This is a genomic window from Nocardioides dilutus (assembly GCF_054779555.1).
Window position 1 is genome coordinate 115,484 of sequence record NZ_BAAGYA010000003.1, and the last position, 12,966, is coordinate 128,449.

The 12,966-nt window shown below is 73.0% G+C and carries 11 protein-coding genes; 9 read left to right on the forward strand and 2 right to left on the reverse strand.

Features of this window, described 5'->3' with window-relative positions; genetic code table 11:
* Window positions 1-14: 14 nt before the first annotated feature.
* The 6 genes from glnA to ACYVC6_RS16345 are packed head-to-tail and all read left to right on the forward strand — an operon-like array spanning window position 15 to window position 9,194.
* A complete protein-coding gene (glnA, locus tag ACYVC6_RS16320; RefSeq protein WP_460715480.1) occupies window positions 15-1,352 on the forward strand; it encodes a type I glutamate--ammonia ligase in 1,338 nt (445 codons plus the stop codon).
* Between the two features lie 20 nt (window positions 1,353-1,372).
* Window positions 1,373-1,741: a hypothetical protein gene (locus ACYVC6_RS16325; protein ID WP_460715481.1), complete on the forward strand. Its 369-nt coding sequence runs from the start codon at window positions 1,373-1,375 to the stop codon at window positions 1,739-1,741.
* Complete coding sequence (locus ACYVC6_RS16330; protein WP_460715482.1) at window positions 1,738-2,484, forward strand: type 1 glutamine amidotransferase; 747 nt, start codon at window positions 1,738-1,740, stop codon at window positions 2,482-2,484. Before ACYVC6_RS16325 ends, ACYVC6_RS16330 begins: the two co-directional genes overlap by 4 nt.
* Window positions 2,481-5,456: a bifunctional [glutamine synthetase] adenylyltransferase/[glutamine synthetase]-adenylyl-L-tyrosine phosphorylase gene (locus ACYVC6_RS16335; RefSeq protein WP_460715483.1), complete on the forward strand. Its 2,976-nt coding sequence runs from the start codon at window positions 2,481-2,483 to the stop codon at window positions 5,454-5,456. The genes ACYVC6_RS16330 and ACYVC6_RS16335 overlap by 4 nt, the downstream gene beginning before the upstream one ends.
* Window positions 5,453-8,377 carry a DEAD/DEAH box helicase family protein gene (locus ACYVC6_RS16340; protein ID WP_460715484.1) on the forward strand — a complete coding sequence of 975 codons (2,925 nt, stop codon included), beginning with the start codon at window positions 5,453-5,455 and terminating at the stop codon, window positions 8,375-8,377. Before ACYVC6_RS16335 ends, ACYVC6_RS16340 begins: the two co-directional genes overlap by 4 nt.
* 31 nt (window positions 8,378-8,408) lie before the next feature.
* Window positions 8,409-9,194: an isocitrate lyase/PEP mutase family protein gene (locus ACYVC6_RS16345; RefSeq protein ID WP_460715485.1), complete on the forward strand. Its 786-nt coding sequence runs from the start codon at window positions 8,409-8,411 to the stop codon at window positions 9,192-9,194.
* On the opposite strand, the gene ACYVC6_RS16350 is transcribed toward ACYVC6_RS16345, so the two are convergent.
* The gene (locus tag ACYVC6_RS16350) at window positions 9,187-10,128 is read right to left on the reverse strand and encodes a hypothetical protein (protein WP_460715486.1); all 942 of its coding nucleotides are present in this window, start codon (window positions 10,126-10,128) and stop codon (window positions 9,187-9,189) included. The two genes, ACYVC6_RS16345 and ACYVC6_RS16350, sit on opposite strands and share 8 nt — an antisense overlap.
* Window positions 10,129-10,225: 97 nt before the next feature.
* Window positions 10,226-10,594, reverse strand: a complete 369-nt coding sequence (locus ACYVC6_RS16355; RefSeq protein ID WP_460715487.1) for a cupin domain-containing protein — start codon at window positions 10,592-10,594, stop codon at window positions 10,226-10,228.
* 168 nt (window positions 10,595-10,762) lie between these two features.
* Here ACYVC6_RS16355 and ACYVC6_RS16360 point away from each other — a divergent pair, with 168 nt between their 5' ends.
* From ACYVC6_RS16360 to ACYVC6_RS16370, 3 genes are read left to right on the forward strand one after another with little or no spacing between them, the layout of a single operon-like run.
* Window positions 10,763-11,188, forward strand: coding sequence for a hypothetical protein (locus ACYVC6_RS16360; protein WP_460715488.1), 426 nt, complete (start codon window positions 10,763-10,765; stop codon window positions 11,186-11,188).
* A complete protein-coding gene (locus ACYVC6_RS16365) occupies window positions 11,178-12,191 on the forward strand; it encodes a hypothetical protein (protein ID WP_460715489.1) in 1,014 nt (337 codons plus the stop codon). Before ACYVC6_RS16360 ends, ACYVC6_RS16365 begins: the two co-directional genes overlap by 11 nt.
* Window positions 12,182-12,961: a class I SAM-dependent methyltransferase gene (locus tag ACYVC6_RS16370; protein WP_460715490.1), complete on the forward strand. Its 780-nt coding sequence runs from the start codon at window positions 12,182-12,184 to the stop codon at window positions 12,959-12,961. Before ACYVC6_RS16365 ends, ACYVC6_RS16370 begins: the two co-directional genes overlap by 10 nt.
* Window positions 12,962-12,966: the final 5 nt, after the last annotated feature.

Consider the following 12,966-nt stretch of genomic DNA (forward strand, 5'->3'; position numbering starts at 1 on the left):
CTAGGCTGGCCGCCATGGGCAAGCAGGAAGACTTCGTGCTCCGGGCACTCGAGGAGCGGGATGTCCGGTTCGTGCGGCTGTGGTTCACCGACGTGCTGGGGTTCCTCAAGTCGGTGGCGGTGGCGCCGGCCGAGCTGGAGGGCGCCTTCGCCGAGGGCATAGGGTTCGACGGCTCGGCGATCGAGGGCTTCGCCCGCGTCTACGAGTCCGACATGCTCGCCAAGCCCGACCCGTCGACGTTCCAGATCCTGCCGTGGCGGGGTGAGGGTCCGTCGACCGCGCGGATGTTCTGCGACATCGTGATGCCGGACGGGAGCCCGTCCTACGCCGACCCGCGCTTCGTCCTCAAGCGCACGCTGTCCGCGGCCGCCGACAAGGGCTTCACCTTCTACACCCACCCCGAGATCGAGTTCTACCTGTTCAAGAACGCCCCGGAGCTGGGCGTGGAGCCCGTCCCTGTCGATCGCAGCGGCTACTTCGACCACACCGCGCAGTCCATGGGCGCCGACTTCCGGCGCGAGGCGATCACCCAGCTCGAGTCGATGGGCATCTCCGTTGAGTTCAGCCACCACGAGGGCGGGCCGGGGCAGCAGGAGATCGACCTGCGCTACGCCGACGCGCTGTCGACCGCCGACAACGTGATGACGTTCCGGACGGTGATCCGCGAGGTGGCGCTCAGCCAGGGCATCTGGGCGACGTTCATGCCCAAGCCCTACACGACCCACCCCGGCTCGGGCATGCACACCCACGTGTCGCTGTTCGAGGGCGACCAGAACGCGTTCTACGAGGCCGGCTCGGAATACCAGCTGTCCAAGACCGGCCGGCAGTTCATCGCCGGGGTGCTGGCGCACGCACCCGAGATGAGCGTTGTGACCAACCAGTGGGTCAACAGCTACAAGAGGCTCATGTTCGGCGGCGAGGCGCCGTCCTACATCTGCTGGGGCCACAACAACCGCTCCGCGATGATCCGGGTGCCGATGTACAAGCCGCTCAAGGGCCAGTCGACCCGGGTCGAGCTGCGCACCGTCGACGCGGCGTGCAACCCCTACCTCGCCTTCGCTGTCGTCCTGGCCGCCGGCATGAAGGGCATCGAGCAGGGCCTCGACCTGCCGCGCGAGGCCGAGGACGACGTGTGGTCGCTGACCGAGCGGGAGCGCACCAGCCTCGGGATCGAGCCGCTGCCCAAGAGCCTCAACGAGGCCATCGAGATCGCGGAGCGGTCCGAGCTGCTCGCCGAGACGCTGGGTGAGCACGTCTTCGACTTCTTCCTGCGCAACAAGCGGGCGGAGTGGGACGAATACCGCGGTCAGGTGTCGGCGTTCGAGCGCGACCGGATGCTGCCGGTCCTCTGACACGCCACCGACCGACCTCCGTGACTGCGATCTACAGCTCCGACCGCGAGCAGCGGCTGCGCCTGATGCTCCGGGTGGTCTTCGTCATCGGCGCGCTGCTGGCGGCGCTGGCGGCGTACGCCGTGGGCGTCGTCGGCGGCGACCAGCGGCGGACGGGGCTGGTGTTCGCCGGCATGGCGGTGGTCCTGCTCGTCACCAGCGCGGTCGCCCTGCGCGTTCTCCCGGGTCGGGACGCGAACGCGAAGCGGGCGGCGATCGCCGCCGGGATCGTGGTGGCGGCGGTGGGGATGGCCTTCGTCCCCAGCTATCTCGGCATCGTGATCCTCCTGATCGCCGGCGTCCTGTTGACGCTGGCGCTCCTCCGCGACGACCCGGAGACGCGGCCATGACCGCGCCCCGGGTGCTGGTCGTCCAGCACGAGGCCGACGGCCCGCCCGGCCACGTCGGCCGCTGGCTGGTCGAGGCCGGGTGCCTGCTCGACGTCCGCCGCCCCTACGCCGGCGACGCACTGCCCGACGACCTCGAGGGGTACGACGGCCTGTTGGTGCTCGGTGGCGCGATGGGTGCCCACGACGACGAACACCACTGGTGGCTGCAGCCGACCAAGGAGCTGATCCGTGCCGCGGCCGCGGCCGAGCTGCCGACCTGGGGCATCTGCCTGGGCCACCAGCTCGTCGCCGCCGCGCTCGGGGGAGTGTCCAAACGCAACCCCCACGGCCAGCAGATCGGGCTGCTCGAGGTGGGCTGGACCGCGTCCGCGTCCGCCGACCCGCTGCTCGCGCTGGTCCGAACGGCCCCCCGGCGCGGGCTGCAGTGGAACTACGACGTGGTCGACGCGCTGCCCGACGGCGCGACCGTGCTCGCCGCGACCCCCGACGGGACGGTCCAGGCGGCCCGCTACGGACTCGCGACGTGGGGCCTGCAGATGCATCCCGAAGTCGACCAGACGATCGTGGGGGCCTGGGTGACCGACGACGAGCGCACCGCCCTGGCCGACCGCGGCCTCGACGTCGACCGGGTCCTGGCCGAGCTCGAGGCGGCTCGGGCCGAGCTGGACGCGGCCTGGCGACCCGTCACCGAGGGCTTCGCCCGGCTGGTCCACCAACACAGCCAGCGGCGCCCGGCCCCATGAGCCGGGCCGCCAGCGCCAAGGGCAACCTGACCAGGCTCGGCTTCGATGACGCTGACGCCGCGCAGCGGCACCTCGCCGCCCTCGGGGACGCCGCCGAGCCGCTGGTCGCGCTGGTGGCCCGGACCGCGGACCCGGACCAGGCGCTGGCCCAGCTGGTGCGGCTCGCCGAGGCCGCGCCCGACGCCCCGGCGCTGCTGCAGGCGGTGGCCGACGACGAGGGCACGGCGATGCGGCTGCTGTGCGTGCTGGGCGCCAGCGAGGCGCTGGCCGACCACCTGTGCCGTCACCCCGAGCAGTGGCGCGAGCTCACGGACCCCACGTTGGGCTCGACCAGGCCGGCGGCGTTCGCCGTCCGCGAGGGGCTGCTCGAAGCGGTCGGTGCCGACCCGCACGACCCGGCGCCCACGGCCACGCTGCCGGACGCGGAGGCCGTCGACGCGCTGCGGGTGGAGTACCGCCGGGTCCTGCTGCGGCTGGCCTCGCGCGACCTGGCCCACGCCCTGGCGGTCGACGACGTCGCCGCCGAGCTGTCCGACCTGGCCGCGGGCACGCTCGAGGCGGCGCTGGCCGTCGCCAGGCAGAGGGTCGGCGACAGTGCGGCGGCGGCGCGGCTGGCGGTGATCGCGATGGGGAAGTGCGGTGGTCACGAGCTCAACTACGTCTCCGACGTCGACGTCATCTACGTCTACGAGCCCACCGACGGTGTGGAGGACGCGGTGGCGGCCCGGGCCGCCACCCAGCTGGCCAGCCACCTGATGCAGGTCTGCTCCGACCACACCGGCGAGGGCACGATCTGGCCGGTGGACGCCAACCTGCGACCCGAGGGCAAGGCCGGGCTGCTGGTCCGCACGCTGGCCAGCCATCGTGGCTACTACGAGCGCTGGGCCAGCACCTGGGAGTTCCAGGCGCTGCTGAAGGCTCGCCCGGTCGCCGGGGACCGCGAGCTGGGCAGGCAGTACGTCGAGATGGTGTCCCCGATGATCTGGACGGCGGCCGAGCGCGAGGGGTTCGTCGAGGACACCCAGGCCATGCGGCGCCGGGTGGTGGAACACATCCCGGCCCACCACGCCGAGCGCCAGCTCAAGCTCGGGTCGGGCGGACTGCGCGACGTCGAGTTCGCGGTCCAGCTGCTGCAGCTGGTCCATGGCCGCGCCGACGAGCGGATCCGGCAGCCGACGACGCTCAGCGCGCTCGCCGAGCTGACCCGCGGGGGCTACGTCGGCCGGGAGGACGGCGAGGCGCTGCACGAGGCCTACGCGTTCCTGCGCACCCTGGAGCACCGCATCCAGCTCTACGGGCTGCGGCGTACCCATGTGGTCCCGGAGGACGAGCCGTCGCTGCGCCGGCTGGGCCGCAGCCTCGGCTACACCAAGGACCCGGTCGCCACCCTCGACAAGGTGTGGCAGCACCACCGCCGGGAGGTCCGCCGGCTGCACGAGAAACTGTTCTACCGGCCGCTGCTCTCCGCGGTCGCCCGGCTGCCCGGCACCGAGGCGCGGCTGACGCCCGAGGCGGCGGGGGAGCGGCTCGCCGCGCTCGGGTTCGCCGACCCGCAGGGCGCGCTGCGTCACCTCGAGGCGCTCACCGCGGGGGTCACCCGGACCTCCAACATCCAGCGGACGCTGCTGCCGGCAATGCTCGGCTGGTTCGCGGAGGCACCGGACCCGGACGCAGGCCTCTTCGGCTTCCGCCGGATCAGCGAGTCTCTCGGCCGCACGCCGTGGTATCTCAAGACGCTGCGCGACGAGGGCGAGGTGGCCCAGCGTCTGGCCACTCTCCTCGGCACGTCCCGCTACGCGACCAGCCTGCTGGAGAGCGAGCCGCAGGGTGTCCGGATGCTGGGGGAGGACCTCCGGCCCCTGCCCGGCGAGGCGCTCACCGAGGAGATGCTCGCCGCCGGGGGCCGGCACGACGACGACGAGAAAGCGGCGCGGGCCATCCGCGGCATCCGCCGTCGCGAGCTGTTCCGGATCGCGGCCGGCGACCTTCTCGGGCTCACCGATGTCGCGGACGTCGGCGCGGGCCTGTCCCGGCTGACCGACGCGACCCTGGAGGCGACGCTGGCGGTCGCCCACCAGACCGTCCTGGCCGCCAAGGACCTGGGCCAGGCTCCGACCCGGGTCGCCATCGTGGCGATGGGCCGCTACGGGGGGTTCGAGCTGTCCTACGGCAGCGACGCCGACGTGCTCTTCGTCCACGACCCCGAGGACGGCGTCGACCAGCACGAGGCGGCGACGTACGCCCAGGCCGTGGCCAACGAGCTGCGGCGGCTGCTGTCGCTGCCCGGACCCGACCCCGCGCTCGAGGTCGACGCGGACCTGAGGCCGGAGGGCAAACAGGGTCCGCTGGTGCGGTCGCTGGAGTCCTACGCCGCCTACTACGCCAAGTGGTCGAAGGTGTGGGAGGCACAGGCGCTGCTCCGGGCCGACGCGGTCGTCGGCGACGTCGACCTGCGGCGGCGGTTCGAAGAGCTGATCGACCCGCTCCGCTTCCCCGAGCACGGCATCTCCGACGAGGACGTCGTCGAGGTGCGGCGGATCAAGGCACGGGTCGACAAGGAGCGGCTGCCCCGCGGCGCCGACCCCAAGAGCCACCTCAAGCTCGGCCACGGCGGCCTCGCGGACATCGAGTGGACGGTCCAGCTGCTGCAGATGCGGCACTCCGGCGAGATCGCAGGGCTGCGCACCCCGCGCACCCTGGAGGCCCTGGCCGCGGCCGAGGAGGCGGGCCTCCTCGACCCGGCGGACGCGGCGGTGCTGGTCGACGGCTGGCGCAGGGTCAGCCGGGCCCGCAACGCGATCGCCCTGGTCAAGGGCTCGGGCAGCGACCAGCTGCCGCACGACATCCGGGACCGGGCTGCGGTCGCCTCGATCCTCGGCTACCCGGCCGGGGCGACCGACGCGATGGTCAACGACCTGCTGCGGACCATGCGGATCTCCCACGCCGTCGTGGACCGGGTGTTCTGGGAATGACGGCAGCGCCGACGCGGCTCACCCTGCGGGTCCACCAGAAGGAGGCGCTCACCGCCATCGCCGGTGCCTGGGCGGCCGGCCACCGCCGGGCCTGGGTCGCCATGCCTCCCGGTGCCGGCAAGACGCTGGTCGGTCTGGAGACGATCCGCGACCGGATGGCCGCCGGCGCCGTGGACAAGGCCGTGGTGCTCGGGCCCAACACCGCGATCCAGGGCCAGTGGGAGCGCTCGGCGCGCGAGCTCGGGCTGGAGGTCGCGACCGACCGGTCCCTGGCCCACGCTGTGACTGCACTGACCTACCAGGCGCTGGCGGTGTTCGACCCGGACGCGGAGGTCGACGACGACGGCCTGCCTCGGGCGGGCGGTGAGCCAGGCACGGTTGCTCCTTCCGAAACCGCGCTTGACGCACCGCCCGACGGTCAGGCGGTGGTGGCGGCCCCGCTGGGCGGTGCGTCAGACACGGTTCCTCCCTCCGAAACCGCGCCTGGCTCACCGCCCCTGCTCACCCGCCTGCACCCCAACGGCCTGGCCTTCGTCGAACAGCTCAAGGCCGCCGGGCCGCTCCTGCTCGTCCTCGACGAGTGCCACCACCTGCTCGAGGTCTGGGGCCGGCTGCTGGGCGAGCTGCTCGACCAGCTGCCCGACGCGATGGTCCTCGGGCTGACCGCGACCCCGCCCGAGGCGCTGTCGGCCGACCAGGCGGTGCTGGTCGACCAGCTGTTCGGCACGCCGCTCTACCGGGCGAGCATCCCGGCCGTGGTCAAGGTCGGCGACCTGGCGCCGTACGTCGAGCTCGCCTGGCTCACCACGCCGACGCCGCAGGAGGCCGACTGGCTGGCGGAGGAGGCGGCGCGGTTCCAGGAACTGGTCACCCAGCTGACTGCCCCGGCGTTCGGGTCCATCCCGTTCCTCCAGTGGCTCGACGCCCGCTTCGTGGCGACCACGGTGCCGTGGTTCAACCTGCTCAAGGAGCAGCCCGAGGTCTGCCGAGCGGTGCTGCGCCTCCACCACGCCGGCCTGCTCCGGCTGCCGCCGGGCGCCCGGATGGCCGAGGAGGACCGCGCCCGGCCGACCGCCGACGACTGGTGCCTGCTGATCGACGACTGGCTCCGCGGTCACCTCACCAGGACGGGGAAGCCCGAGGACGAGCAGGTCGTCGAGTCCGTACGCCGGGCGCTGCCGTCGGTGGGCTACCAGTGGACCAAGCGCGGGATCCGTCGCGGCCGCAGCCCGGTCGACCGGGTGCTCGCCCGGTCGGAGGCCAAGACCGACGCCGTCGTGACCATCGTGGGCGCCGAGCACCGCAACCTGGGCGACGGTCTGCGGATGCTGGTGCTCTGCGACCACGAGCGGGCCGGGGCCACCCTGCCCGCGGACCTGACCGGCGTCATCGACCAGCAGTCCGGCTCGGCGCACGCGATGCTCGACGCGCTGGTCGCCGGCGCGGAGACCGGGCTGCTGGCGCCGATGCTCGTCACCGGCCAGACCGTGGCGGCCGCACCCGGCACCCTACTCGCGTTCCAGGCCTGGCTGCCCGACCGGGCGTTGGCAGACAAGCTGCGGGTCGAGCCGCTGGCCGGCTCGACGACGCTGAGCAGCCTGGTCGGCCCGTGGGAGAGCCGCGACTGGGTCGGCCTGGTGACGACGTACTTCGAGGACGGCCACAGCAAGGTCCTCGTCGGCACCCGCGCGCTCCTCGGCGAGGGCTGGGACGCGAGACGGATCACCGGCCTCGCCGACGTCACCGCGGTCACCACGATCACCAGCGTCGTCCAGACCCGCGGCCGGGCGCTGCGGACCGACCCGCACTGGCCGGACAAGGTGGCGGTCAACTGGTCGCTCGTCTGCGTCACCGACACCCACCCCAAGGGCGGCAACGACTGGGACCGCCTGGTGCGCAAGCACGAGGGCTTCCTCGGGCTCGACGCCGACGGCCAGATCATCGACGGCGTGGCCCACCTGGACCCGGCGTTCTCGCCGTTCGTGCCGCCGCCGGTGAGCGAGTTCGCGGCCGCCAACGCCCGGGCGCTGCAGCGCAGCGAGCAGCGGGCACTGATCCGGGACCAGTGGCAGCTCGGGCAGCCCTACGCCGACGCGACCGTCCCGACGATCCGGATCAAGGAGCGCGGGCTGCCGGGCCAGGCCGGCTTCGGGCTGGGCTCCGAGGCGGCCGCGGTGGTCCTCAGACCGGACGCCGCCGAGCTGCGCGGCATCCGCAAGCACGCGGCCCGCGACCGGGCGACCTCACTGCTCACCGGCGCCGCCGTCGTCGCCGGCGTGGTCTCGTTCCTGACCGGCGGCCTGCCGATCCTGGCCGGGGCCGTGGCCGTCGGTGGCGCCGCGGCGTACGCGCGGGTGCGGAGCCACCTCTCCCGTGGCCGGGACCTACTCGAGGCCGCCGAGACTGCACCGTCGGTCGTCCGGGTGGCCTCCGCCGTCGCGGACGGACTGCTCGGGGCCGGCCTGACCCGCCGCGGCTCGGACTCGGTGGAGGTCGTGGTCGACCACGAGGGGGAGTACCGCTGCCTGCTGCGTGACGTCTCGGAGGTCGAGGCCGCCATCTTCGTCGACGCGCTCGAGGAGGCGGTCTCGCCGATCGCGCTGCCTCGCTACCTCATCCCTCGCTGGGTGCGCACCAAGCGGGCCCGCAAGGGCGCCCTCGGCCGCTGGCAGGAGCGCTTGTCCGCCCTCTGGGCGGGCTTCGGCCGGATCACGAGCGACGGCGTCGTCTATCACGCCGTCCCGACCGTGCTCGGCGTCAACGCCGAGCGCGCGGCGGCGTACGCCAAGGCCTGGGACCACTGGGTGGGTGGCGGCGACCCCGTCTACACCGGCTCCCCGGAGGGTCAGGGCATCCTGGCCGCCAACCTCGGGACCGACCCGTTCGCTGCGAGCACCGTCATGCGGAGGCAATGGTCCTAGCCGCCTAGGACCCATCTCCTAGGTTGTCCGGGTGACCGCCGACGACGCAACGAAGACCAAGGGAGCCGAGCTCCTCCGCCTCCACCAGGACGAGAAGCTGCTGACCCTCGTCAACGTGTGGGACGTGGTGACCGCCAGGACGGTCGCGGCGGTCGAGGGCACCGCGGCCCTGGCCACTGCGAGCCACTCGATCGCCGCGGCCTTCGGCTACGAGGACGGCGAGAACATCCCGCTCGACCTGCATCTGGAGCAGATCAAGCGGATCGTCGACTCGACGGACCTGCCGGTGACGGCCGACCTCGAGGGCGGCTACGGCAACGCCACCGAGACGGTCCGCCGCGCGATCGGGCTGGGTGTGGTGGGCGCCAACATCGAGGACCAGCTCAAGCCGGTCGCCGAAGCCGCCAAGCAGGTCGAGGACATCATGAAGGTGGCCGAGCAGGAGGGCGTCGACTTCGTCCTCAACGCCCGCACCGATGCCTACCACCTCAACCGCAAGGGCGACCCGGCCGAGAAGCTCGCCGTCGCCATCGAGCGCGGCAAGGCCTACCTGGACGCCGGCGCACCGGTCGTGTTCGTCCCGGCGATCCTCGACGAACAAGCGATCCTCGCCCTGGTCGACGCGTTCGGGCCGCGGCGGCTCACGACGATCGGCATCCCGGGGATGCCGTCACGTGACTGGCAGGAAGCACATGGCGTCGCCCGCACGTCCTACGGACCGCTGTCCCAGAACGTCGCCCTGACCGCGCTTCAGGAGCTGGTCGAAGAGGTGCACCGCGGCGGCGGGGTGCCGCCCAACCTGCGCATCCTCAACTGACGGGCAGCTTGGCCGGCAGGACGTCGAGGGAGTCGAGCAGCCGCTGGGCCACCTCGTCGGGCGTGGACGGCGCCAGCCCGATCTGCACGTAGACGTAGACGTCGCGGTCGCTCGAGACCATCTCGACCTCGACGGCCCGCCAGCCGTCGATGGCCGAGCAGTCCTGCCAGGCCTGGACCGCGCCGACCCACTGGTCGCCGAGCTGCGGGGTGTGCTTGCTCGTGGGGGTGCACTTCGCGTCGGGCAGGTACGCCGAGCTCTCCAGCCGGTTCTCGAACAGGTCGACCAAGGCCGCGTCGTCGAGATCGGTCAGTCCCAGGTCGTCGAAGGCCTGGGTCGACGCGCCGACCCACACCGTCTCCTCGCTGACGAACCGGACCGCCATCGGGTTCGGGCCCGCGCGCAGGCCGAGCCCCGGGGTGCCCACCTCCACCCCCGCGATGCCGCTGAACTCGGCATAGACCGCGCCCCAGGACTCGGGGACGTCGATGGCGATCGCGCCGACCCTCTCGGTCACGCGCTTGTAGTCGAGCGGGGGAGCCTCCGTGCTGCTGCTCTCGCTCGGCTCGTCGTCGCCCAGCACCGAGTCGATGCGGTCCTGCGACAGGATCCCGCCGACGATGGCGGTGATGACTGCGGTGACCGCGGTGGTCGCCGCGACCGAGGGGATCTTGCTCCTGGGCTTGCCCTTGGCGCCGTTCGCGGCGGCAGCCCGCCGCAGCCGACGTCGCCGGCGGGGCGGGACGACCGGGACGGCGACGTCCGGCGCAGCCGGCTGGGTGGTCGCCCCGACAGCGGGGGCGGGCGGTGGAGCGGCGGGGGTCGAGGCAGGTGCTGCCGCGGACCGGGACGGCGGGTCGGAGGCGGTGGGCGGCCCGGACGCGGACGGCGGTTCGGACGGGGCAGCCGGCCCCTCGCCCCTGACGTTGCCCACGGCCCCTCCCGTTGCCCTGACCCGACCCGGCAGTCGGGTCAGGGCACGCTAGCAAGGAGCACGGGGGTTCCGCCGCAGTGTCGGGGCAGAGTCGGGCTCAGCCCTTCGCGTAGTTCGAGGCGCCCCACCAGTCGACGACCACCACCGGCTCGTCGCCGACCACCCAGGCGTCGTGTCCCTCGGGCAGGGCGGTGACGTCGCCGGGGCGGGCGTCGAACTCGGTTCCGTCGGCCATCCGGACCCGCAGCGTGCCCTGGACGTGGTACTGGAAGTGCGGCGCCTCGCACAGATCGGTCCCGGCGATCGGCTTCACGTGGTCCGACCAGCGCCAGCCGGGCTGGAGGGTGAGCCGGCCGATCTCGCTGTCGCCGATGTTGAGCAGCTCGACGACACCGTTCTCGAAGGTCCGGGTCTCGTCGGGGGTGGCGAAGCTCTTCTGCTCCGCGGTGGCTGCTGTGGTGGTCATGGTCTCTCCTCGTCGCGATGTCCGCGTGGAGGTCACGCGGTCCCATGAGGGTCGACCGGTGTCCTTGCAGCCCCCTTGCAGCACGCGCGCAGAGTGGAGGACCCTGGCCGGGTCGGAGCGGGAGGGCGTTGCAAGGTGGCTGCAGGAACGGCGGAGCATGGTGTCGGCATGACCACCACCCAGACCAGCACCCAGACCAGCACCCGGACCGTCATCAACCCCGTGGACCGGCTCCTGGCGGAGATTGCCGCCGGTCGGGGCATCTCGCCCGACACGTGGACCGACGACGCCCGGCTCGACGCCACGGTGCCCCACTGGCGCTTCGAGTGCGTCGGGGCGGATGCTGTCGCGAGGGTGCTGTCCCACTGGTTCGACGTGCCGATCGTCATCGAGACCCTGGTCCGTCGCCCGCTGCCGGGCGGCGAGTGCGTCGAGCTCGACCTGAGCTGGGTCGAGGACGGTGTCCCGCACGCGGCGCACCAGGTCCACCTGCTCGACCTGGACGGCGACCGGATCGCGGCCGACACCGCCTTCTGCGGCGGCCGCTGGCCCGCGTCGCTGCTCGCCGAGATGGAGGCGGCCCGTGTCCGGTGACCTCGTCGGGACCGTCCCGTGGGTGGCCGGCTCGCTGGACGAGCTCGTCGCGGGCGCGGCCGACCGCGTCGAGGTGCGGCCCGCCGACGCCCGCTCCGGTGGCCGGTTCGAGCGGCTCACCATCGACGGCGAGCGGCGCTTCCTGAAGGTGCTGACGGCCGAGGACGACTGGATCATGCGGATGACCGGCAACACCACCAACTGGGAGTTCCAAGTGTGGGGGGCCGGCATCTATCACCAGCTCCCGGCCTGTATCGACCACACCATCCTCGGCATGGCGCTCGAGGGGACCGGTCCCTCCGCGCGGCTCTCGATCCTGATGGACGACTGCGGCGAGGACCTCGTCCCCAGCGGTGACGCGCCGCTGCCGACGGCGCACCACGAGGACTTCGTCGACCACATGGCGGCGATGCACGCGCGCTTCCTGGAGTGGCAGGACGACCTCGGCCTGGCCGACCCCGCCCGCCGCTTCACCTACTTCTCGCCCGAGCTCATCGCCCCGGAGCTGGACGCGGACGACGTGCCGGGTCCGATCGCCGTCGCCGAGCGGGGCTGGAGGCTGCTCCCCGAGCGGGCGCCCCGGCTCGACGACCTCGCCAGGACGGTGCACGAGGATCCGGCCGGGCTGGCGGAGGCGCTGGCGACCACGCCGTCGACCTTCGTGGGCGGGGACTGGAAGCTCGGCAACCTGGGTCACCGGCCCGACGGACGCACGATCATGATCGACCAGGCCTATCCGGGTCAGGCAGCCCCGTGCTGGGACCTCACCTGGTATCTCTCGCTCAACCGGGCCCGGCTGCCGGAGACAAAGGAGTCGACGATCGCCCGCTACCGCGAGGCCCTCGAGGCCCGGGGGGTCGAAACGGCCGACTGGTTCGAGCGTCAGCTCGGGCTGAGCCTGCTCGGCATGGCGACGGTGTTCGCGTGGGAGAAGGCCGTCGGGGACCAGGAGGAGCTCGACTGGTGGCAGCAGGCGGCAGTGGAGGGTGCGCGGTGGCTCTGACCACCGAACCTGGCGCGTACGCCGGCATCGCGGAGGTCTGGGCCGCGGATGTCGAGCTCGCCTACGGGCCGCTCGCCCGACACCTCCTCGGCCACCTGCCGGAGACGCTCGACGGCGCCCTCGCCCTCGACGCCGGCGCCGGGTCGGGCGTGGCCGGCCGGGAGCTCACCGCACGCGGCGCCCGGGTCGTCTCCGCCGACCGGGAGGTCGACATGGCGGCGTACGTCTCCGGAGCGGGCCCGGCGGTGGCCGGTGACGTCGCCCAGCTGCCCTTCCGCGCCGACGTCTTCGACGTGGCGGTGGCGGCCTTCGTGGTGAACCACCTGCGGGAGCCCGTCGTCGGGCTGCGTGAGCTGCGCCGGGTGACCAGGCGCGGAGGCGTCGTCGTGGTCTCGACGTTCTCCAACCACCGGGACGGCGCCAAGGAGGCGATCGACGAGGTCGCCGAGCGGCACGGGTTCGTCCAGCCCGCCTGGTATGTCGAGTTCCGGCGGTGTGCCCAGGCGGTCGGTGACGTCGCTGCGGTCGAGCGGGCGCTGCGGGCCGCGGGCCTCACGCGCTGGAGCGTCACTGAGGAGGCCGTGGACGTGGGGATCGCCACTGCCGCGGACGTCGTCCGCTACCGGCTGGGGATGCCACACCTGAACGCGTTCGCGGTCTCGCTGACCCCTCAGGAGCGGGAGGCCTTCGTCGCCGAGGCGGTGGACGCGGTCGCCCGGACCGGAGCCGGGTTCGCGCCGCGGGTGGTCGAGGCGGTCGCCGTCGTCTGAGCTCG